The sequence below is a fragment of the Faecalibacterium sp. BIOML-A1 genome (assembly GCF_009679715.1).
Lineage (GTDB): Bacteria > Bacillota > Clostridia > Oscillospirales > Ruminococcaceae > Faecalibacterium > Faecalibacterium taiwanense.
Genome location: NZ_WKZJ01000002.1, coordinates 167,634 through 187,968, shown reverse-complemented (window position 1 = coordinate 187,968; position 20,335 = coordinate 167,634). Strand labels below are relative to the sequence as shown.

Below are 20,335 nucleotides of genomic sequence, written 5' to 3'. Positions count from 1 at the left end.
GGAGGAAGCTGCCATGCTGTACCCGTTCAGCGCCCTGCTGGCGCGCATGAAATACATTACCCGCTGGAGCCTGATGCACTCCACCCGGGCCGAATCTCTCAGCGAGCACACCTGCGATACCGCCCTGCTGGCCCACATGCTTTGCCTGATCGCACGGCGGTACACCGGCACGCCCTGCCGCCCCAAAACGGTAGCAGTGGCGGCGCTGTACCACGACGCGCCGGAGATCATTACCGGCGACATGCCCACACCGGTCAAGTACAGCAGCCCCACCCTGCGGGATGCCTACAAGGCGTTGGAAACCGAGAGCGTGCGCTGCATGACCGGCCTTCTGCCGGACGAGTTGAGCGAAGAGCTGTCCCCGTTCATCTCCGGGGAACTGCTCACCGCCGAGGAAAAGCGCCTGCTGAAGGCCGCCGACCGGCTGAGCGCCCTCATCAAATGCACGGAGGAGCAGCGCAGCGGCAACCACGAGTTTGACGCGGCGCTGGCCCAGCAGAAAGCGGCCCTGCAGGCCATGCACTGCCCGGAAGCCGACTGGTTCATAGAGCACTGTCTGCCCTGTTACACCCAGAATCTGGATGAGCTGACCCGGCAGCAGTAATATTCCCCTTACGGAAACGGCACCTCGCGCACGTCGTCCGGGTCGATGCCCGCTTTGCGCTGCTCTTCAAAAACAGCATCGATCAGCTCGTCTAGATCTTCCAGATGGGTCAGGGTGCAGCAGTAGCGGCGCAGATTGGCCGCACCTTTCAGCCCCTTCATATAGTGCATGGTCTGAGAGCGGGCCTGCGGCATGGCGACGAACTCGCCCTTCTGCTCCACCATCTCCTCCACCTGACGGCGCAGCGCATTCATGCGGGCCTGCAGGTTGGGTGCCTTGGGTGCGGGCAGGCCTTCAATGGCGGCGTTCACCCGCTCAAAGAGCCACGGGTCGCCCAGCGCGCCCCGGGCGATCATCACGCCGTCACAGCCGGTGGCCTGCATCATCTCCACCGCATCCTCTGCCGAGTGGATGTCGCCGTTGCCCAGCACCGGCACTCTGACGGCATCCTTCACCCGGGCAATGATCTCCGGGTCGATGCCGGGGGTGTACATCTGCTCCCGGGTACGGGCGTGCACCGCAATGAGGGCTGCGCCGGCCTGCTCACAGGCCTTGGCACACTCCACTGCAGTGATGTGGTCGGCATCCCAGCCCTTGCGCATTTTCACGGTGACAGGCCGTTTTGTATTTGCCACAACCTGCTCCACGATGCGCCCGCAGCGGTCCGGGTTCAGCATCAGCTTGCTGCCTGCGCCGCCGGACACGATCTTGGGGGCCGGGCAGCCCATGTTGATATCCACAAAGTCGAACTCGTACTGTTCGATGGCGGCGGTGGCTTCGCCCATGATCTCGGGCACTTCGCCAAAGATCTGCACGCCATAGGGTGCACCGTTGGGTTCGGCCTTGAGCAGGCTCACCGTCTTGTGGTCGCCGTACACCAGCGCCCGGCTGGACACCATTTCGCTCACAGTAAAACCCGCACCGTGCTGGGCCATCAGGCGGCGGCAGGGTGCATCCGTAAAGCCCGCCATCGGGCCGAACACCGCCCGGTGCGGCAGGATGATATTGCCGATTTTCAAAGGTTCCATTGGTTGTTCCTCGCTGTTATCGAAAAAAGCTCCCCCGCAGGGGAGCTGGGTATTACCGTGCGAATCCTTTCGGGTACGGCATAAGTCTCCCTCACTGAGGGAGGTGGCATCGCCGCAGGCGATGACGGAAGGAGTTTCTGTAGAAAACTCCCTCAGTCTCGCATTCGCTCGACAGCTCCCTCAATGAGGGAGCCTTTTTTACATCTTCTCCGGCACGTTGATCTTGAACATGGTCAGCACGTTGAAGATGGCATTCTTCACGCCGATGCACAGGGCCAGACGTGCCTGCTGCACAGCGGGGTCTGCACCCTGAATGCGGCAGCTGCCGTAGAAGCGGTGGAAGGCGCTGGCCAGATCAATGACAAAGCGGTTGATGCGGCTGGGGTCGTACTTCTCGGCCGCCATGACGATCTCCTGCGGGAAGGCTGCCAGCATCCGGATCAGATCCATCTCGGAAGGCTCGGTGAGCAGGGTGGCATCCACCTTCTCGGCACCGGCAAACTGCACGCCCTCGCTCTCCATCTTTTTCAGGATGGAGCAGATGCGGGCATGGGCATACTGCACATAGTACACGGGGTTATCGTTGTCGGTCTTGACAGCCTGATCGAGGTCAAAATCGATGCCGCTGCCTGCGTCGTGCATATTGAACAGGAAGCGTGCGCTGTCGATGGGCACCTCTTCCAGCAGGTCGGTCAGGGTGATGGCATTGCCGGTGCGCTTGGACATCCGCACAGGCTGGCCGTCGCGCATCAGGTTGACCATCTGCATCAGCACAACGTCCAGATCTTCGCCGTTCAGGCCGATGGCATCCATGGCTCCCTTCATGCGGGCCACATGGCCGTGATGGTCTGCACCCCAGACATCGATGGCCTTGGCAAAGCCACGGGTGGCCAGCTTATTGTAGTGGTAGGCGATATCGGCGGCAAAGTAGGTGGGGATGCCGTTGGCACGGACGAGCACTTCGTCCTTGGCTTCCTCCTCGGTTCCGTCCTCGGTCTTTTTCTTGTTCACCGTGCCGTACTTGGCAGCGTACTGGGCGCTGCGGTACATGATGGCACCGTCCTCCGCCTTATAGCATGCGCCCAGCTCCAGCAGCTTATCCACCACGGCCATCACCGCGCCGGACTCGTGCAGGGTGCTCTCATGGAACCACACATCGTAGTCGATGCGGTACTTGCCCAGATCGCGCTTGAGGGCAGCAATGTTCTTGGGCAGAGCGTAGGCCACCAGTGCGTCCTTCAGGGCGGCAAAGGCCTCGCTCTCGAACAGAGTCTCCTCGTCCATCCCCTTGCAAGCGGCAACGTACTTGTCGCCGTTCAGCTCGGCAAACTCACCGGCCAGCACCTTGATGTCGCCGCCCTGATAGCACTCGGCGGGCAGCGGATAGGCTTCCTCACCGCAGTATTTCTGCAGGTAGCGCACGGCAAGGCTCTTGCCGAACTTCTGGATCTGGTTGCCGGCATCGTTGATATAGAACTCACGGGTCACATCATAGCCGGACCAGTCCAGCACAGCGGACAGACAGTCGCCCAGAGCACCGCCGCGGGCGTTGCCCATGTGCATAGGGCCGGTGGGGTTGGCGGAAACGAATTCCACATTGTACTTGGCGCCCTTGCCGTGATCGGTGCGGCCATACTCCTTGTTGGAGCAGGCACCCAGCACCACACTGGCCCAGAAGGACGGAGCCAAAAACAGGTTGATGAAGCCGGGGCCAGCCACTTCCACCTTGGCAAACACACTGTTCTCGATGGAGGGCAGATGTGCCAGCAGCGCATCCGCGATCATCTTGGGAGCCTTGCGCCAGCTGCGTGCACCGGCCATGGCGATGTTGGAGGCGATATCGCCGTTCTTGGTATCGGCGGGGATCTCCACGATGAAGGCGGGCAGCTCAGCTTCCGGCAGAGCACCATCGGCCATGGCGGCCTTGGCGGCAGCGGTCAGCAGAGCGCGTGCCTCGTCCAGCGCAGCCTGACGGGGGTTATAGTTCTGGTAGGTCTTTTCAAATTCAGTCATTGGTCTGGTTCCTTTCACAGTCTGGGAAATATCTCAGTTTACGTGGGTCACGGTCACTTCAAGGCGGTTGCGGCTCACAAGCTCGGCGCTGTTGGCATCCAGCAGGTAGCCGAACTTTGCGGTGCCGCCCTTCTCGGTCAGGCCGCACTCGATCTCGTCGGCGGTCACGCCCAGCGTCATGGAGCCGTAGCCTGTCTCGTAGTGGCAGAGGTTGCGCTTGCCTTTTTCGATCAGCAGCTGGGTGCCGGCCCCGCCGCCCTTGCCAAACCGCAGCATCGCCACGCGGCTGCCGTCGGCGGCAATTTTCAGGGTGGTGGTGCAGCCCTCGTAGCCGGTGGTCTCGGTCTCTTTATAGGTAATGTAGTAGCTGCCGCCCTTCTGCACGAACTGGCCGCGGGTCATCAGCTCCACAAACTCTTCCTTTTCTTCCTGCTCCACAGGCTCTTTCACATGCTGCTCAATGCGGCTCTTGATGCGGATGATATAATCTTCCTTCAGCGGTTTGCTCACGTTTTTCTGTCCTTATCAATATTTATCAATGGCGATCTGATCCACCGGGCCGCCCTTGTACTCGCCCAGGAACAGGTCTGCCGTCTGCACAAAGCTGTCCGGCACATCGCTCACGTAGAAGTGCGCCTGACCCTCGTGCTCCTGCGCCGCTTTCAGGCCGCGCTCGGAGAGCATCTGTTCCAGATGGTGGGCGGCGGTCTTGGCCGGATCCACCAGCGTCACGCTCTGGCCCATGAACTCGCCGATCATGGTCTTGAGCAGCGGGTAGTGGGTGCAGCCCAAAATCAGGGTGTCCACACCGGCCTCACGCACCTCGGTCAGGTACTGAGCGATCACCAGCTTCGTCACCTGCTGTCGGCTCTCCTCGCTGTGGTCCACGTAACCGGCCTCCACCAGCGGCACGAACAGCGGGCAGGCCTGCGCGGTGATCTCCACCCCCGGCACCAGCTGACGCAGCAGCTTTTCGTAGCTGCGGGAGCGGATGGTGGCAGCGGTGCCGATCACGCCGATGCGGCGGTTGCGGGTAGCAAAGGCTGCTTCCCGGGCGGCAGCATCCACCACGCCCAGATACGGCACCGGCAGCTTTGCCGCTTCTGCAGCCGGGTAGGTACTGGACACGGTGCCGCAGGCCGCCATGATGCACTTTACATTTTTAGAGAGCAGGAATGCCACGTCCTGACGGGCATACTGCAGGATGGTCTCCGGGCTGCGGCTGCCATAGGGCACGCGGCCGGTATCGCCAAAATAGATGATCTCCTCGTGGGGCAGGCGCTTGCGCAGCTCCCGCACACCGGTCAGGCCGCCAAGGCCGCTGTCGAATACGCCGATCGGGCGGTTATCCATGCTGCTTTTCCTTCCTTTCCAGCGCCAGCGCGATCAGCCGGTCGATGAGCTGCGGCACCGGCAGGCCCTCGTGCTCCATCAGCTTGGGGTACATGCTGATGGACGTGAAGCCCGGGAAGGTGTTGATCTCGTTGATCAGCACCCGGCCAGTACCCTTTTCCACAAAGAAATCGCAGCGGGCAAGGCCCTCGCAGTTCAGGGCAGTGTAGGACATGGCGGCGTAGGTCTTCACCTCGTCCAGCTTTGCTTCCGGCAGGTGAGCCGGGATGACGGTCTGGCTCACGCCGTTCTTGTACTTGTCGTCGTAGGTATAGAACTCGGCACCGGCAAGGATCTCGCCCGGACGGGTAGCCACGGCGGGGTCGGAGCCGATCACGGCGCACTCCACTTCCTGTCCGTCCACAAAGGCTTCAAACACCACCTTGCGGTCGTTTTCCAGTGCAAGGTCGATGGCCTTTTTCAGCTCGTCACGGCTGGACACCTTGGAGATGCCCACGCTGGAACCGGCGTTTGCGGGCTTGACGAACACGGGCCAGCCCAGCTTCTTTTCCACACCCTCGCACACGCCTTCCAGATCGGACTCGATCTCCCAGCGGTCGGCAGCCAGCCATCTGGTGTGGGGCACACCGTTGGCCTCGAACAGAGCATTGGCCACGGCTTTGTCCATGCACACCGCGCTTGCCAGCACGCCGCAGCCCACGTAGGGGATGCCGGCCAGCTCCAGCAGGCCCTGCACCGTGCCATCCTCGCCCCACAGGCCATGGAGCACCGGGATGACCACATCCACATGCACTTTTTCCACATGGCCTTCCGGGGTGAACAGGATCATGCCGTGGTCGGCGCGGTCCGGACTGATGACGCAGGCCATGTTGCCTGCCAGCTCTTCCCAGCTGCCATCGGCCATCTGGGCGGCCGTGGCCTCGGTGTACAGCCAGCGGCCCTCCTTGGTGATGCCCACAGTGAGCACCTCATATTTTTCACGGTCAATGTTGTTGACGAAGTTGCCCACAGAAACGCGGCTGACCTCGTGCTCGCTGGACATACCGCCGAACAGCAGCACAACGCACATTTTTTCAGACTGCATGATAACTCTCTCCTATTTATAAAGCCCAAGACCTGGGTGGGATATAACCGGTAAAAATGCCGTTCTGGCTTATTATACAATATCTATGCGCGCGATGCAAGCAGAATGCCAAAAAGCTGCCGGTGGGTAAAAGAGATATTTTTCAAAAAAACTTTCCAAAAATCGAAGATTTCCGCTTGACGGATGGAAAAGTGCGTGGTACAATGATATCACCTCTTTTGCGGGGTTATTAAGTGCGCCTGTTTTACAGGTAACACCCGCAACCCGAGGGAGGTTCAAAACAACCGTTATAATGGAGGTGTCAACAAATGACCGTTAAAATCACTCTGGCCTGCACCGAGTGCAAGCAGCGCAACTACAACACCACGAAGAACAAGAAGAACAACCCCGATCGTCTCGAGATGAAGAAGTATTGCCGTTTCTGCAAGAAGCACACCGTTCATCGCGAAACCAAGTAAGAAAGGCGGACGCATCATGGCAGACAAAACCGAGAACAAGCCGGGCTTTGTGGCCAGAGCAAAGGCCGCTGTGAAGAACTTCTTTGGCAAGTGTGCCAAGTTCTTCCGCGACACCAAGAGCGAGCTGAAGAAGGTGGTGTGGCCGTCCAAAGAGGACGTTAAGACCAACACCGTCGTCGTGCTCGTGACCGTCGCCATCGCAGCGGTCGTGATGATCCTGCTGGATGCCATCTTCGGCGGCATCCTGGGCCTGATCATCGGCGCCTGAGAATCATCTTGAAACGGAGGGCAGACCAAAATGGAAGAACAATCCAATGAGGCACTTTGGTATGTAGTGCATACCTATTCCGGCTATGAGAACAAGGTCGCGAACGACCTGCAGACCATGGTGGAGAACCGTCATCTGCAGGATCTGATCTGCGATATCAAGGTTCCCGTCGAGATGGTTCCCGAAATTGACAAGAACGGCAAGCAGAAGATGGTGGAGCACAAGCTCTTCCCCGGCTACGTTCTGGTCAAAATGGTGATGAACGACGATACCTGGTACGTGGTGCGCAATACGCGCGGCTGCACCGGCTTCGTCGGCCCCGCATCCAAGCCCGTTCCCCTCTCTGCTGAAGAAGTAGAGAAGATGGGCGTGGAAAAGGCTGCACCTCTGGCAGTCGACTTCAACGTCGGCGACACCGTGCAGATCACCGCCGGTCCTCTGGAAGGCTTTATGGGCCTTGTGGAGGAGATCGATACCGAGAACTTCAAAGTGAAGCTCAAGGTCAACATGTTCGGCCGCGAGACCCCCGCAGAGGTGGAGATCGGTCAGGTCGAGCTGCCGTAACCAACCGGCACAAATCGTTTACCAAGGTAAGACCGCAGTGCGGTTCTTATAGAGCGTGTGCACTGTGCACATGCTCGTGGGAGGCACGGAGACACCGTGCCGCAACTCACCACAGATTTTTGGAGGTGCATTTATTATGGCACAGAAAGTTACTGGCTACATTAAGCTGCAGATCGAGGCCGGCAAGGCAACTCCGGCTCCCCCTGTTGGCCCTGCTCTGGGTCAGAAGGGTGTCAACATCATGGCATTCACCAAGGAGTTCAACGAGCGTACCAAGAACCAGATGGGTTATGTGATCCCCGTCGTCATCACTGTGTATGCTGACCGCTCCTTCAGCTTCATCACCAAGACTCCTCCGGCAGCCGTTCTGATCAAGAAGGCAGCTGGCATCAACACCGCTTCCGGCAAGCCCAACAAGGAAAAGGTTGCTTCTCTGACCGCCGCTCAGGTGGAAGAGATCGCCAAGACCAAGATGCCCGACCTGAACGCTGCTTCTCTGGAAGCTGCATGCAGCATGGTTCGCGGCACCTGCCGTTCCATGGGTGTCACCGTCGAGGGCTGAGACATAAACAGTGGGAGGGCATAAAACTGCCCGCATGACCACACAGGAGGATATACAATGAAACATGGCAAGCACTATGTCGACGCTGCAAAGCTGGTCGATTCTACTAAGGCATATGATGTGAACGAGGCTCTGGAGCTGGCTTGCAAGACCGCTTCTGCCAAGTTCGACGAGACCGTTGAGCTGCACGTCCGTCTGGGCGTTGACGGCCGTCACGCTGACCAGCAGGTCCGCGGCGCTGTCGTTCTGCCCAACGGCACCGGCAAGACCGTCCGCGTCTGCGCAATCGCCAAGGGTCCCGCAGCTGCCGCTGCTGAGGCTGCTGGCGCTGATATCGTCGGTGATGACGAGCTGATCGCAAAGATCGCCGGCGGCTTCATGGATTTCGACGTTGTCGTGACCACTCCCGATATGATGGGCCGCGTTGGCCGTCTCGGTAAGGTCCTGGGCCCCCGCGGCCTGATGCCGAACCCCAAGGCCGGCACCGTTGCTCCCGACCTGGGCAAGGCTGTTTCCGAGGCCAAGGCTGGTAAGATCGAGTACCGTCTGGACAAGCAGAACATCATCCATGTGCCCGTGGGCAAGGCTTCTTTCGGTGCAGAGAAGCTGTACACCAACCTGGACACTGTGATGGAGGCTATTGCCAAGGCAAAGCCCGCTGCAGCAAAGGGTACCTACTTCAAGAGCGCTACCATCGCCACCACCATGGGCCCTGGCATCCGTCTGAACACCCTGAAGTACGGTGTCTGATTTGAAGTTCTGATCGTTTTTCTGCCGTTCGTATGGGCGGCAGAAAAATTTTGTCAGAAAATTTCAAAAAAAGACTTGACAACTCCGCACGTTTGCGGTAAAATAATCATGCTGTTTTTGAGACAGCAGGTACTGGAGTCCAGTGTAAGGCTATGCCGCCTGCCGAGAAACGTGCGTAAAGTTGTTTTATGCTTCTTTCTCGACCAAGTGCGGGAAAGAGGCTTTTTTTCATACTTGCTCCGGTTTTCGATACAAGTTTTTGAAACGAGGTGAAACCGAATGCCCAGTGCAAAGATTCTTTCTGAAAAGCAGGCTTATGTCGCTGATCTGAAGGCAAAGTTTGAGAGTGCGGTTTCCGGCTGCGTCGTCGCTTACGGCGGCATTAACGTCGAGAACGACACCAAGCTCCGTAAGGAGCTGCGTGAGGCAGGCGTCGATTACATGGTCGTGAAGAACACCATGCTGCGTCTGGCTGTCAAGGGTACCTCTCTGGAGGGCCTGGCTGAGCAGTTCAAGGGCGATACCGCTATCGCTTTTGCTCACGAAGCGGATCCCATGTCCGCTGCCCGCATCCTGTGCAAGTATCAGGATGGCGATAAGTCCAAGAAGTTCGTCGTGAAGGCTGGCTTCATGGAAGGCAAGGTCATGGACGCTGCCGAGACCAACGCAATCGCAAAGCTGCCCAACCGCGAAGGCATGCTGTCCATGTTCGCAGGCGCCCTCACCAGCACTCTGTCTGGTCTGGCCGTTGCAATGCAGGCTTATGCCGACAAGCAGGAGGAGCCTGCAGCCTGATTGCTGCATGACCGCTGCTTAAACAAAACAAGAAACTAACAAACAAAACCATTGATATTGGAGGGTTACTACTATGGCTTCTGAGAAGATTACTGCCATCATCGACTCCGTTAAGGAGCTGTCCGTTCTGGAGCTGAAGGAACTGATCGACGCTTACTGCGAAGAGTTCGGTGTTTCCGCTGTTGCTGCTGCTGCTCCCGCTGCTGCTGGCGCTGCTGCTGCCGCTGAGGAAGAGAAGACTGAGTTCGATGTCATCCTGGCTGAGGCTGGCGCTACCAAGATGCAGGTCATCAAGCTGGTGAAGGAGATCACCGGTCTGGGCCTGAAGGAAGCTAAGGCTATCGTCGATGGCGCTCCCAAGGCTGTCAAGGAGAAGGTCTCCAAGGCTGAGGCTGAGGACATCCAGAAGAAGCTGACCGAGGCTGGCGCTAAGGTCGAGGTCAAGTAATTGAACCTCTTCTGAGAGTCGTTCATTCTTGAACAATGAGGTGCCCGTACCGAAAGGTGCGGGCATCTTTTTTTGTTGTGCAAAATTATTAGCAGCCTCGCCCTCTCCGTCATTGCTGACGCAATGCCACCTCTCCCAAAGAGAGAGGCCTTGGCATGGCGGCAAAGTTTCCGGCTCAAGTGCAAAGTGTGCGGGAGAGCTGCCGAACAAAGTGAGGCTAAGATGGCGAGCCCGTGATCCAAATGCAATTCGCCTTTTCTGCATTCAAAAACTATGCTATACTGTTCTCAACAGGAGGAACGGCAGAGCCTTTGTCCCCTCTGCCGCAAAAAGAGAGTTTATGGAACACCGCAACTGGAACAAAAACAACATCCGCACTTCCCTTTTGGGTTACGGCTGTATGCGTTTTCCCACCAAAGCCGACGGCACCATTGACGAAGAGCGCGCCGAAGCTTTGCTGAACACCGCTAAGGCCGCCGGTGTCAACTACTTCGATACCGCCTATCCCTATCACAACGGCCAGAGTGAGCCGTTTGTGGGCCGCGTGATCGCCAAATGGGACCGCAGCAGCTTTTATCTTGCCACCAAAATGCCGCTGTGGAAATGCAAAAGCCTGGACGATGCCAAGCGCATTTTTGAAGAGCAACTGCAGCGGCTGGGCGTGGACTACATCGACTTCTACCTGCTGCACTCCCTGCACAAGGCCCGGTACGAAAAGGCAAAAGCCATGGGCCTTGTGGACTGGCTGTGGCAGCAGAAGGCCGCAGGACGCATCCGGAACTTTGGGTTTTCCTGCCATGACAACTCTGCCGGATTTGAGTATATTCTGCGCGACCAACCGTGGGATTTCTGCCAGCTGCAATACAATTATCTGGACCGGGACGACCGTGCCGAGGAGATCAGCGGTGACCGGGGCTATCAGCTGACCGAAGAATGCGGCGTGCCGCTTATCATCATGGAGCCCATCAAGGGCGGCACGCTGGCATCCCTGCCTGCAGACGCCGCCGCACCGCTGCACGCCCTGCGTCCGGATGCCACCGATGCCTCCTGGGCGCTGCGCTGGGTGGGCAGCCACAAAAACGTGCATGTGATCCTCTCCGGCATGAGTGCTGAGGATCAGCTGACCGACAACCTTGCCACCTTTGGCCATTTTGAACCGCTTTCCCCCGCCGAGAATGCCGCTGTGGAAAGCGTAGCCAACGAGCTGCACCGCCGCATCAAGATTGGCTGCACCGGCTGCCGGTACTGTATGCCCTGCCCCATGGGGGTGGACATCCCGGACAATTTCAGCATCTGGAACAAGCTGGGCATGTTCGGCCAGAAGGATGCCATCAAAGCCCAGTGGACCACCTGCTTCCCGGACAGCGAAAAGGCCCTGCACTGTGTGCGCTGCGGTAAGTGCGAAGCCGTCTGCCCGCAGAAGCTGCCCATCCGCGATTCTCTGGCACAACTGCAAAAGGAGCTGGACGCACTGTAACTCCTTCCGTCATCGCTGCGCGATGCCACCTCCCTCAAAGAGGGAGGCTTTAAGGCCCCATCTCTGAGGGGGCTGTCGCCGCAGGCGGCTGGGGGAGTTTCATAACAAAAAAGACCGTCACACGTTTTTCGTGCAACGGTCTTTTTTATGCAGTTCTTACCACAGCCGGATGACCTTGATCACGCCTTCCGCCTTATCGCGGGCCAGCTCCAGATGGTGCTGCAGGGAATCTGCAGCACTGTCCCAGTTGTCGGCCAGAGCGGCATCCAGAATTTCCAGATGTTCGTCACAGGTCTGCTCCTGATTGATCATGCTCACCTTGCCGGTCATGATGCGGAAGCGGGTGTTCAGACCGGTGATGCGGTCATACGCCGAACGCAGGTACTTGTTGGGCAAAGTGCTCATGAGCAGTTCGTGGAACTCATCGTCCGACTCGCAGAAGTCGGTGATGCTGTCCGGGTGATGCATCAACTCGGCAAATGTCTCCAGCTGTTCCCGCGGGATGCCGCTGCCATAAGTACGCAGGGCGTAAGGCTCCACCAGCAGGCGCATCTCGAACATGCTGTGCACATCCTCCTCGGTGATGCCGGAAACCATCAGGCCCTTCTTGGGCAGAATGGTGATCAGGCCTTCCTGCTCCAAGCGGCCAAGGGCATCCCGCATGGGGGTGCGGCTGATGTTGCCCATCTCGGCACAAAGCTTCTGCTCGTTCAAAAACTCGTTGGGCCGGTACTCGCAGTTCAGGATCTTGGTCTTAAGGTACTGGTATGCCTGCAGCTTCAGGCTCGTTTTGGTCTGCGACTCCATTTCTTTCATGTTCTGCACAACTCCTATTCCCTTTTCCCTTGCAAAGAAAAAGGTTCTTCTCCTATAATACTCTGGGGCGCATGCTTTCTAACTTCAAAGCATCTTGTATTCTTGCTGCAATCCAAGTAGTATTCCAGTTCTATTATTTCATAATAGGGCAATTATTACAATACTTTTTTGTGAACTTTAGCGCGTTTTATGTTTTATCTAATTTTTATGTCCCATTTTTGCCAAAATTAACAAGTTTTTTGTGCTTGTAGCCAATGCCGCTTCTTTTGGCCCGGTTCTTTTGCATCCAATGCAAAAATATGCTACAATGTAAAAAATATTGAAAAGGGTGTGGATCTCTCTTATGGCACGAAGCGACGGCTACAATACCAAGACCCGTCAACTGATTTTAGATTATCTCATCAACAACCGGCAGCACGCGGTGAGTGCTTCCAACATTCTGGAGCATCTGGAAGAGCAGGGCGCAAGCCCCAACCCCACCACGGTGTACCGCTATCTGGACAAGCTGGCCGGGGAGCAGCGCATCATGAAATACGTTGCCGACAAGGGCGAAAAAGCCGTGTTCCAGTACGTGGACGAGGGCCGCCACTGCCGGGAGCATCTGCACCTCAAATGCGTGCAGTGCGGGCGCATCTATCATCTGGACTGCCACTTCATGGACGAGGTGCGCGCCCACCTGATGGCAGAGCATGGCTTTACCCTGCAGTGCGAGGGCAGCGTTCTGTATGGTTTGTGCCGCCACTGCGCCCAAAAAGAGGAACAGTCCGACTCTGATGGTCAAACCGCACAAAAATGCGCCTGCTGTGTTGACACGGACAAAAAGCCGTGATACAATGCATGCAAGAAAAAGCGTTGACCGGGAAAAGTAAGGTTTCAATGTCCTCTTTCAGAGAGTGCGGGTAGGTGGAAGCCGCGCAGAGAGCGAAACCCGAACGAACACCCGCAAGCTTCCCCCTGAACCTGTTTGTGCAGCAGTAGGGGCCGACGTGCGCCGCTCGTTATCGCGGCAGTGCTTTCAACGGGGAGAGCGCACAAAAGTGACTGGCATGGTTTTATGCCGGTAATTTAGGTGGCACCACGGATACGGCAGCTTATTCGTCCTAGCGATTGGGATGAATGAGTTGCCGTATTTTTTATTTAAAAAGAGGGGTAAGAAATATGTGTTGTGTTATGGGCTATACCGGGCACGATCTGAGTGCCGCCAAATTCAAGGAATACCTGCTGCGCACGGTCATGCGCGGCCCGGACGACCAACGTGTGGTGGAAGGGCCTTTCGGTCTGATGGGCTTTGGCCGCCTTGCCATCATGGGCCTGACCCCGGAAGGCATGCAGCCGTTCTACCGCGGTGCCGATTGCGTGGTGTGCAACGGCGAGCTGTACGGCTTCCGCTTTGAGAAAGAGATCCTCAAGCGCCGCGGCTACAAGTTCCAGTCCGACTGCGACTGCGAGATCCTGCTGCCGCTGTACTATGAGTACGGTCTGGATATGTTCCGCCACATGGACTCCGAGTTCGCGCTTATCATGTACGATTCCCGCAAGGACCGGCTCATCGCCGCCCGCGACCCCATCGGCATCCGTCCGCTGTTCTACGGCTACTCCAAGTCCAGCCACCAGATCGCATTCGCCTCCGAGATGCAGAACCTCATTGGCTGGTGCGACGACATCCGGCCCTTCCCCATCGGCAGTTACTACTGCGATGGCCGCTTCGTCCGCTATGAGGACATTGCCGATGTGCCCGTCCCCATGCAGGACGACATGGACACCGTGCTGCGGAACATCCGCGAAAAGCTGATCGCAGGCGTAGAGAAGCGTCTAGACGCAGATGCCCCTGTGGGCTTTCTGCTCTCCGGCGGTCTGGATTCCTCGCTGGTGTGCTCCATTGCCGCCAAGAAGCTTGGCAAGCCCATCCGCACCTTTGCCATTGGCATGGACACCGATGCCATCGATCTGAAATATGCGCGCCAGACCGCAGAATATCTGGGCAGTGAGCACCACGAGATCATCATCAACCGGGATATGGTCATCAACAGTCTGGAAGAGGTCATCCGCCTGCTGGGCACCTGGGACATCACCACCATCCGCGCCAGCATGGGCATGTACCTGCTGTGCAAGGCCATCCACGAGCAGACCGATGTCCGGGTGCTGCTGACCGGCGAGATTTCCGATGAGCTGTTCGGCTACAAGTACACCGACTACGCCCCCACCGCCGATGCCTTCCAGCAGGAGAGCCAGAAGCGCATCCGTGAGCTGTACATGTACGATGTGCTGCGCGCCGACCGCTGCATCTCCTCCAACAGCATCGAGGCCCGCGTGCCCTTTGGTGATCTGGATTTTGTGCGTTACGTCATGGCCATTGACCCGGAAAAGAAGCTGAACAGCTACGGCAAGGGCAAGTATCTGCTGCGCAAGGCCTTTGAGGGCGATTGGCTGCCGCCGGAGATCCTGTGGCGCGAAAAGGCCGCCTTCTCAGATGCTGTAGGCCACAGCATGGTGGACGATATCAAGGAGTATGCCGAAAGCCTTTACACCGACGAGGAGTTCCAGCTGCGCCGGGCAAACTATTCGGCCCACTGCATGCCGTTCACCAAGGAAAGCCTGTTTTACCGCGAAATTTTCGAGAAGTACTACCACGACCAGAGCCGCACCATCGTGGGCTTCTGGATGCCCAACAAGGCATGGCCGAACTGCAACGTCAACGACCCCTCGGCCCGCGTGCTGGCAAACTACGGTGCTTCCGGTGTGTAACGCCAGACCATTTTGAATGCGCTCCGCTTTGCTTTGCGCATGAATAGCGGAAAGAATATTCTATAATTTGTAGATCGGGAAAATCTGCGGATTTTCCCGATCTACTTTTTCACGAGAGGGAACCCTCTCCGTCATCGCTGCGCGATGCCACACTCCCCCTTTTGTCCCCTGCGGTGACATCTTCCCCCGGCGCGGGGGAAGTCTTTCCTCAAAGGGAGAGGCCTTGGCAAAGAGATGAAGTTTGCGTGGGCTGCCAAAGGCTCTCCCTTTGGGAGAGCTGTCAAGGCCGATAGGCATTGAATGAGAGGGCGAGCCCGCTATCCGCCGCGCCGCGCTTTCACAGAAAGCGGCGCTGCAGCTGCCCCCTGCCGTACAAGCTCCATCTGTGAAAATGCAATGCCGGGCGGTCCGCAGACCGCCCGGCATTGCTCTATTAAAATTATTTTTCCGCTATTCATGCCCAAAGCGCACGCGGCGGGCATTCTAAATTGTTGTGTTACATCCGGATCTTCTGCGCCGCGCGTGCAATGGACGCAAGCAGAGCCACCAGCCGCTTTTCGTCCATCTGGCCGCAGTAGCTGGTGAAGGTGTAGTAGCAGCCCTGCACGCAGAAGGAAAGCACGATCTTACGCACCACGTCGGCATCAAACGAGGGGTCGCTCTCCGAGATGCATTTGCTCATTGCAGCTTCCACGCGGTTGATGAACAGCCCCTGACGGGAGCCGGAAAACAGAATGCCGATCTCGGTCTGATTCCGGGTAAACGCCCGGAACATTTCCCGGGTCAGCCACTCGGTGCGCTCGCTTACATCACGGGCGGTCAGCTGCGGCAGGCTTTCCACCACCACCTCCACCATTTCGTCCTCCATGGCGTTGGCCAGCGCATAGATATCCTGATAATGCGCATAAAAGGTGGACTTATTGATGCAGGCCAGATCGCACAGTTCCTTGACCTTGATCTTTTCCAGCGGTTTCTGCGCCCGCAGCTCCATGAATGCCTGCTTGATGGCACGCTCCGTTTTTTCAATGCGAATATCCAGAAAACCCACCTCTTTTGCTTTTTCGTTGATTATCCAACCATTTTCCTGTTTTGCGGATAGACAAGGCCCTCAGCCTTTTTTATACTGGGTCTATCCCCATCCGCATCACTCCTTGCGGTACAGGATGCCTTTTTCTTCCAGCTCTTTTTTGATGCGCTCAAAGCTCCCGGCATCCGGGCAGTGCAGGGTGTGCAGATGCACGCCGCCGGTCATGCGGCTCAAAAGCGCTTCCGGCGTGTCCTTGGCCTGCTGGATGAAGTTGTCCACATCGTAGCGGCTGGCAAGGTTCAGGTTGCCGCGCAGCTCGCCATACAGGCTGTTCTCCACGGCCACATCCACCACGATGCCGCCCTGATCCACCACGGTGTACAGCTCGGTGCGCATCTCGTCCTCGGTGCTGTGCACGCAGGCCAGAATGGCGGTATAGCCTTTTTCCGCCGGGTGCAGCTGATAGCCCCGGGGCGTTGCATCGATCTGCGCACCGCCTGCCCGCAGCAGAGCCACATCCCCCACCACGATCTGGCGCGAGACCCCCAGCAAAGCCGCCAGTGCGCTGGCACTGACCGGTGCTTCGGCCCCGCTGAGCCGTTTCAGAATGGATTCTCTGCGCTGCGCTGCATTCATGGTTTTCAAAGCTTCCTTTCCGCTTTACGGTATTATGCTCTTATTGTAGCAAAAGACGGCGGATCATGCAAGAATGCGTTTACTTTTCCAGCTGCAGGATGGTAGCATAATTGGAGGGCAACTGCACTTTCATGCGGCCCCACTCCATGCTGGTCAAAACGGGCTGTGCGCCCACCGTGTCGGCCAACAGGTCCTTTGCAGAGGATGCCTCCACCGGCAGCTGGAATTCCAGCTGTGCGGGACTGTCGCCGTTGTTCAGCACCACGACGCAGGCCTTTCCATCCAGCACCCGGGCAAAGGCATAGCACTGGGTGGTGAGCTGCAGCTCTTTCACCTCGCCGTCGGTCAGCTCCGGCAGCTCCGCCTTCAGTCTGCCCAGTGCGGCATACACGCTGGTGACAGGGTTGGTGATCTCAGCATCCTTGAAGTCGGAAAGTTCCAGGCAGGGACGCAGCGGCCAGTCGCTTCCCCACTCTTTTTTGCCTTCAATGCCAAATTCTGAGCCATAATAGATGGACGGAATGCCCCAAAGCGTATATACTAGAATTGCAATGTGGCGGATGTGCTCCCGGTTGCGCAGCTTGTTGGGCAGGCGCTCCACATCGTGGTTGTCCGAGAACAGATACAGCCGGGTATCGTGGCACAGGCCCTGCAGACGGCGCATGGTGTGGGCGATCTCGAAATAGTTGTGGTCGTTGTGGCCGCTCCACAGGCCCTTGTGCAGCTCGTAGTTGGTCACCGAGTGCAACATCTCCGGGTTTGCCCAGCGGCTGTAATCGCCGTGGATCACCTCGCCCATGAGCCAGAACTCTGGCTTTACCTCGTTGGCAAGGCGGCGCAGACCTCGCATAAAGTCAAAGTCCAGCACATCAGCTGCGTCCAGACGGATGCCGTCAATGTCAAATTCATCCACCCAGAAGCGGATGGTATCGTAGTGGTAGTTCTGCACCTCCGGGTTGCGCTGGTTCAGCTTGACCAGCAGATTGAAGCCGCCCCAGTTTCCGTAGGAAAAGCCGTCGTTGTACTCGTTGTTGCCCCAGAAATTCACATCGCAGAACCAGTCCTTATAGCGGGCGTTCTCGCGGTTTGCCTTCAGGTCCTGAAACGCAAAGAAATCCCGGCCCACATGGTTGAACACGCCGTCCACGATCACCTTCTGGCCCCGGGCATGGCACCGGGCCACAAAGTCCTTGAATTCTGCGTTCGTGCCAAGGCGGCGGTCTACCAGCCGGTAATCGATGGTGTCGTAGCCATGGGAACCGCTCTCGAACAGCGGGCCGATATAAATGGCCGTGCAGCCGATGTCCGCTGCGTGCTCAGCCCATGCGTTCAGTTTATTAAACGCGCCGGGCACAGCCTGCCCATCGTTCTCGTGTGCGCAGCCGCACAGCCCCAGAGGATAGATGTGATAAAATACCGCGTTGTCATACCAAGCCATTGTTCATACCGCTCCCATACAAAAAAATCAGCCTCCGCCCACTGCGGCGGCAGGAATAGTATAGCACAGAATCTGTAAAGCATGTTAATTTTTGCTGATTTTTGTCAAGAATCTACAAGGATATCAGCCACTATGCCCCATTTCGTCTTGTTTTTATTGGATATATTGCCCAAACACCTGTGTCGCATGCAGTGCCGCCGGGCGCTGCCTATCATAGAATGTAAGGAGATCTTTGCATGAATTACCCCGCCATTCCCCGTGAATTCTTCAATGGAGACTGCTTTGATGCCTACCGTATCCTTGGTGCGCATCCCTGCTCCGACAACGGCACCGAAGGGTGGCGCTTTGCGGTGTGGGCCCCCGGTGCCACGGCAGTGGAAGTCTGCAGCGGCTTCGACGGCTGGGAGGCAGGCGTGCCCATGGAAAAAGCCGATACCGGCGTGTGGAGCGCATTCGTCCCCGGCCTTGCAGAGGGCGACCTTTATAAATACCGGGTGCATGGTGCCGACGGCAGTGTGGTGATGCGCAGCGACCCCTACGCATTTTCCACCGAGCTGCGGCCGGGCACGGCCAGCCGTCTGGCAAAGCTGGACTTTCACTTTGACGACAGCGCATGGATGGAGCGCCGCGACAAATGCCGCAACCGCCCGCTGAACATCTACGAGATGCACGTTGGCAGCTGGCGGCACAAGCCCGGCAGCAAGCAGGAGGACGGCTCCGACGGCTGGTACAACTATGAGGAGCTGGCCAAGGAGCTGATTCCATGGCTGCTGGACCATCACTTTACCCATGTGGAGCTGCTACCGCTGGCCGAACATCCCTTCGATGGCAGCTGGGGCTACCAGACCACCGGTTACTTTTCCGTTACCAGCCGCTACGGCACTCCCGCCCAGTTTGCCGGCTTCGTCAATGCCTGCCACCGCATGGGCATCGGCGTCATCATGGACTTTGTGCCGGTGCACTTTGCCGCCAACGCCGACGCTCTGGCAAAGTTTGACGGCACCTACCTCTACGAGTACGACAGCGATGTGGGCCACAGCGAGTGGGGTACCTGCAACTTCAACTACTACCGCCGCGAGGTGTGCAGCTTTTTGAACAGTGCTGCCGCCCTGTGGATGGACGTGTACCACTGCGACGGTATCCGTATGGATGCCATCTCCCGCGCGCTGTACTGGCAGGGCGACCCGAACCGCGGCGTGAACGAGGGTGCCGTGAACTTTCTGCGCAGCCTGAACCACGGCCTGAACGAGCGCTGGCCCACCGGCATCTACACCGCCGAGGACTCCACCAACTTCCTCAAGGTGACAGCTCCCACCCGCTACGACGGCGTGGGCTTTGACTACAAGTGGGATATGGGCTGGATGCATGATACGCTGGACTATTTTGCTACCCCCTTCGGTGAGCGGCCAAATGCCTACGGCAAGATCGTTTTCAGCATGCACTACTTCTACAACGAGCTGTATCTGCTGGCGCTGAGCCACGACGAGGTGGTGCACGGCAAAAAGACCATCATTGATAAGCTGTGGGGCACCTATGCGGAAAAATGCGCCCAGCTGCGCACCCTGTATTTTTATATGTACATGCACCCGGGCAAGAAGCTGAACTTCATGGGCAACGAGATGGGACACTTCCGGGAGTGGGACGAAAAGCGGGAGCTGGACTGGGACCTGCTGAAATACCCCTTCCACGATGCGTTCCAGAAATACTTTGCCCACCTGTGCCGGGTGTATTCCACTGAGCCTGCACTCTACGATGGCGAGTACAACCCCGACTGCTTTGAGTGGGTGGCCTGCGAGAGCCGCAACGAGGGCGTGTACGCATGGCTGCGCAAGGGCCGGGGTGAAAACCTGCTGTGCATCATGAACACGCAGGACCACGCCCACAAAAAGTTCCCGCTGTATCTGCGCTTTCCCTGCAGTGCCGAGGAGGTGCTGAACACCGAATCCCCCGAGTGGGGCGGTGCACTGAAGGGCCGCCGCAAGACAAAGCTTCACACCACCGATGGCGGTGTGTTTGGTCGGGACTATACCCTTACAGTAGACCTGCCTGCCATGGGCAGCTGCCTGCTGCGCCTTGCGCCGGAGGCCCCGAACCCCGATGCGGCCCGCATCAGCGCCAACAAAGCCCTGAACGCAAAGCGCCGCGCTGCCCGCAACACAAAGGCCGCAGCCAATTCCAGCAAGTAATATTCGTTTCAAAATGTCCCGTCTGCGTTCAAAGCGGCGGGACATTTTGTTGTTTTCCGTGCACAGCGGCTGGACAGTGCAGA

At 57.8% G+C, this 20,335-nt stretch carries 21 protein-coding genes and 1 other annotated feature; of the genes, 12 read left to right on the top strand and 9 right to left on the bottom strand.

Annotated elements, in window-relative coordinates; translation table 11 throughout:
* The first annotated feature begins 13 nt into the window (after window positions 1-13).
* Complete coding sequence (gene yfbR / locus GKG36_RS03120) at window positions 14-604, top strand: 5'-deoxynucleotidase (RefSeq protein WP_005944511.1); 591 nt, start codon at window positions 14-16, stop codon at window positions 602-604.
* Between the two features lie 8 nt (window positions 605-612).
* Here yfbR and dusB read toward each other — a convergent pair whose 3' ends face one another.
* From dusB to GKG36_RS03095, 5 genes are all read right to left on the bottom strand, one after another.
* Window positions 613-1,632 carry a tRNA dihydrouridine synthase DusB gene (dusB, locus tag GKG36_RS03115; RefSeq protein ID WP_154259061.1) on the bottom strand — a complete coding sequence of 340 codons (1,020 nt, stop codon included), beginning with the start codon at window positions 1,630-1,632 and terminating at the stop codon, window positions 613-615.
* Between the two features lie 198 nt (window positions 1,633-1,830).
* Window positions 1,831-3,645, bottom strand: coding sequence for an arginine--tRNA ligase (argS, locus tag GKG36_RS03110; protein ID WP_154259059.1), 1,815 nt, complete (start codon window positions 3,643-3,645; stop codon window positions 1,831-1,833).
* A 33-nt stretch (window positions 3,646-3,678) separates the two neighbouring features.
* Window positions 3,679-4,155 (bottom strand): DUF1934 domain-containing protein, encoded by a 477-nt coding sequence (locus GKG36_RS03105; RefSeq protein ID WP_097775187.1) that lies wholly within the window; start codon window positions 4,153-4,155, stop codon window positions 3,679-3,681.
* 15 nt (window positions 4,156-4,170) lie between these two features.
* Window positions 4,171-4,998, bottom strand: a complete 828-nt coding sequence (gene murI, locus GKG36_RS03100; protein ID WP_005944516.1) for a glutamate racemase — start codon at window positions 4,996-4,998, stop codon at window positions 4,171-4,173.
* Window positions 4,991-6,082 carry a D-alanine--D-alanine ligase family protein gene (locus GKG36_RS03095; RefSeq protein ID WP_154259057.1) on the bottom strand — a complete coding sequence of 364 codons (1,092 nt, stop codon included), beginning with the start codon at window positions 6,080-6,082 and terminating at the stop codon, window positions 4,991-4,993. The genes murI and GKG36_RS03095 overlap by 8 nt, the downstream gene beginning before the upstream one ends.
* A gap of 308 nt (window positions 6,083-6,390) precedes the next feature.
* Between GKG36_RS03095 and rpmG the strand changes: the two genes are divergently transcribed.
* The 8 genes from rpmG to GKG36_RS03055 all read left to right on the top strand — a co-directional run bounded on the left by rpmG (window position 6,391) and on the right by GKG36_RS03055 (window position 11,404).
* Window positions 6,391-6,540 (top strand): 50S ribosomal protein L33, encoded by a 150-nt coding sequence (gene rpmG, locus GKG36_RS03090; RefSeq protein WP_005920501.1) that lies wholly within the window; start codon window positions 6,391-6,393, stop codon window positions 6,538-6,540.
* Window positions 6,541-6,556: 16 nt separating this feature from the next.
* Window positions 6,557-6,808 carry a preprotein translocase subunit SecE gene (gene secE / locus GKG36_RS03085; protein WP_005944520.1) on the top strand — a complete coding sequence of 84 codons (252 nt, stop codon included), beginning with the start codon at window positions 6,557-6,559 and terminating at the stop codon, window positions 6,806-6,808.
* A 30-nt stretch (window positions 6,809-6,838) separates the two neighbouring features.
* Window positions 6,839-7,372: a transcription termination/antitermination protein NusG gene (nusG, locus tag GKG36_RS03080; protein WP_005944521.1), complete on the top strand. Its 534-nt coding sequence runs from the start codon at window positions 6,839-6,841 to the stop codon at window positions 7,370-7,372.
* 136 nt (window positions 7,373-7,508) lie between these two features.
* Window positions 7,509-7,934 carry a 50S ribosomal protein L11 gene (rplK, locus tag GKG36_RS03075; protein ID WP_005920496.1) on the top strand — a complete coding sequence of 142 codons (426 nt, stop codon included), beginning with the start codon at window positions 7,509-7,511 and terminating at the stop codon, window positions 7,932-7,934.
* 57 nt (window positions 7,935-7,991) lie between these two features.
* Window positions 7,992-8,684 (top strand): 50S ribosomal protein L1, encoded by a 693-nt coding sequence (gene rplA, locus GKG36_RS03070; RefSeq protein WP_005920494.1) that lies wholly within the window; start codon window positions 7,992-7,994, stop codon window positions 8,682-8,684.
* Between the two features lie 279 nt (window positions 8,685-8,963).
* On the top strand, window positions 8,964-9,479 hold the full coding sequence (gene rplJ / locus GKG36_RS03065; RefSeq protein ID WP_005944524.1) for a 50S ribosomal protein L10: 516 nt from the start codon (window positions 8,964-8,966) through the stop codon (window positions 9,477-9,479).
* A 73-nt stretch (window positions 9,480-9,552) separates the two neighbouring features.
* The gene (rplL, locus tag GKG36_RS03060; RefSeq protein ID WP_005944525.1) at window positions 9,553-9,927 is read left to right on the top strand and encodes a 50S ribosomal protein L7/L12; all 375 of its coding nucleotides are present in this window, start codon (window positions 9,553-9,555) and stop codon (window positions 9,925-9,927) included.
* Between the two features lie 340 nt (window positions 9,928-10,267).
* Complete coding sequence (locus tag GKG36_RS03055; RefSeq protein ID WP_154259055.1) at window positions 10,268-11,404, top strand: aldo/keto reductase; 1,137 nt, start codon at window positions 10,268-10,270, stop codon at window positions 11,402-11,404.
* A gap of 156 nt (window positions 11,405-11,560) precedes the next feature.
* Here GKG36_RS03055 and GKG36_RS03050 read toward each other — a convergent pair whose 3' ends face one another.
* A complete protein-coding gene (locus GKG36_RS03050; RefSeq protein WP_154259053.1) occupies window positions 11,561-12,220 on the bottom strand; it encodes a GntR family transcriptional regulator in 660 nt (219 codons plus the stop codon).
* A 343-nt stretch (window positions 12,221-12,563) separates the two neighbouring features.
* Between GKG36_RS03050 and GKG36_RS03045 the strand changes: the two genes are divergently transcribed.
* Entirely contained in the window at window positions 12,564-13,049 is a 486-nt protein-coding gene (locus GKG36_RS03045; RefSeq protein WP_097775183.1) for a transcriptional repressor, read from the top strand.
* A gap of 14 nt (window positions 13,050-13,063) precedes the next feature.
* Window positions 13,064-13,326 (top strand) — a binding site (T-box leader).
* 64 nt (window positions 13,327-13,390) lie between these two features.
* Window positions 13,391-14,965 carry an asparagine synthase B gene (gene asnB / locus GKG36_RS03040; RefSeq protein ID WP_154259346.1) on the top strand — a complete coding sequence of 525 codons (1,575 nt, stop codon included), beginning with the start codon at window positions 13,391-13,393 and terminating at the stop codon, window positions 14,963-14,965.
* Between the two features lie 496 nt (window positions 14,966-15,461).
* Here the strand turns inward: asnB and GKG36_RS03035 are convergent, their stop codons facing one another.
* The 3 genes from GKG36_RS03035 to GKG36_RS03025 form a co-directional block, all read right to left on the bottom strand.
* Window positions 15,462-16,013: a TetR family transcriptional regulator gene (locus tag GKG36_RS03035; protein WP_097776457.1), complete on the bottom strand. Its 552-nt coding sequence runs from the start codon at window positions 16,011-16,013 to the stop codon at window positions 15,462-15,464.
* Window positions 16,014-16,109: 96 nt separating this feature from the next.
* A complete protein-coding gene (locus GKG36_RS03030) occupies window positions 16,110-16,628 on the bottom strand; it encodes a transcription repressor NadR (RefSeq protein ID WP_005944532.1) in 519 nt (172 codons plus the stop codon).
* Window positions 16,629-16,707: 79 nt separating this feature from the next.
* Window positions 16,708-18,066, bottom strand: a complete 1,359-nt coding sequence (locus tag GKG36_RS03025) for an alpha-amylase family glycosyl hydrolase (protein ID WP_154259051.1) — start codon at window positions 18,064-18,066, stop codon at window positions 16,708-16,710.
* A gap of 236 nt (window positions 18,067-18,302) precedes the next feature.
* On the opposite strand from GKG36_RS03025, the gene glgB reads away from it, so the two are divergent.
* The gene (gene glgB, locus GKG36_RS03020; protein ID WP_154259049.1) at window positions 18,303-20,252 is read left to right on the top strand and encodes a 1,4-alpha-glucan branching protein GlgB; all 1,950 of its coding nucleotides are present in this window, start codon (window positions 18,303-18,305) and stop codon (window positions 20,250-20,252) included.
* Window positions 20,253-20,335: the final 83 nt, after the last annotated feature.

Excerpts from the sequence above, each read along its gene's own strand:
- yfbR (WP_005944511.1), top strand. The coding sequence starts at position 14 with ATGCTGTACCCGTTCAGCGCCCTGCTGGCGCGCATGAAATACATTACC.
- dusB (WP_154259061.1), bottom strand. The coding sequence starts at position 1,632 with ATGGAACCTTTGAAAATCGGCAATATCATCCTGCCGCACCGGGCGGTG.
- argS (WP_154259059.1), bottom strand. The coding sequence starts at position 3,645 with ATGACTGAATTTGAAAAGACCTACCAGAACTATAACCCCCGTCAGGCT.
- murI (WP_005944516.1), bottom strand. The coding sequence starts at position 4,998 with ATGGATAACCGCCCGATCGGCGTATTCGACAGCGGCCTTGGCGGCCTG.
- GKG36_RS03095 (WP_154259057.1), bottom strand. The coding sequence starts at position 6,082 with ATGCAGTCTGAAAAAATGTGCGTTGTGCTGCTGTTCGGCGGTATGTCC.
- rpmG (WP_005920501.1), top strand. The coding sequence starts at position 6,391 with ATGACCGTTAAAATCACTCTGGCCTGCACCGAGTGCAAGCAGCGCAAC.
- secE (WP_005944520.1), top strand. The coding sequence starts at position 6,557 with ATGGCAGACAAAACCGAGAACAAGCCGGGCTTTGTGGCCAGAGCAAAG.
- nusG (WP_005944521.1), top strand. The coding sequence starts at position 6,839 with ATGGAAGAACAATCCAATGAGGCACTTTGGTATGTAGTGCATACCTAT.
- rplK (WP_005920496.1), top strand. The coding sequence starts at position 7,509 with ATGGCACAGAAAGTTACTGGCTACATTAAGCTGCAGATCGAGGCCGGC.
- rplA (WP_005920494.1), top strand. The coding sequence starts at position 7,992 with ATGAAACATGGCAAGCACTATGTCGACGCTGCAAAGCTGGTCGATTCT.
- rplJ (WP_005944524.1), top strand. The coding sequence starts at position 8,964 with ATGCCCAGTGCAAAGATTCTTTCTGAAAAGCAGGCTTATGTCGCTGAT.
- rplL (WP_005944525.1), top strand. The coding sequence starts at position 9,553 with ATGGCTTCTGAGAAGATTACTGCCATCATCGACTCCGTTAAGGAGCTG.
- GKG36_RS03055 (WP_154259055.1), top strand. The coding sequence starts at position 10,268 with ATGGAACACCGCAACTGGAACAAAAACAACATCCGCACTTCCCTTTTG.
- GKG36_RS03050 (WP_154259053.1), bottom strand. The coding sequence starts at position 12,220 with ATGAAAGAAATGGAGTCGCAGACCAAAACGAGCCTGAAGCTGCAGGCA.
- GKG36_RS03045 (WP_097775183.1), top strand. The coding sequence starts at position 12,564 with ATGGCACGAAGCGACGGCTACAATACCAAGACCCGTCAACTGATTTTA.
- asnB (WP_154259346.1), top strand. The coding sequence starts at position 13,391 with ATGGGCTATACCGGGCACGATCTGAGTGCCGCCAAATTCAAGGAATAC.
- GKG36_RS03030 (WP_005944532.1), bottom strand. The coding sequence starts at position 16,628 with ATGAATGCAGCGCAGCGCAGAGAATCCATTCTGAAACGGCTCAGCGGG.
- GKG36_RS03025 (WP_154259051.1), bottom strand. The coding sequence starts at position 18,066 with ATGGCTTGGTATGACAACGCGGTATTTTATCACATCTATCCTCTGGGG.
- glgB (WP_154259049.1), top strand. The coding sequence starts at position 18,303 with ATGAATTACCCCGCCATTCCCCGTGAATTCTTCAATGGAGACTGCTTT.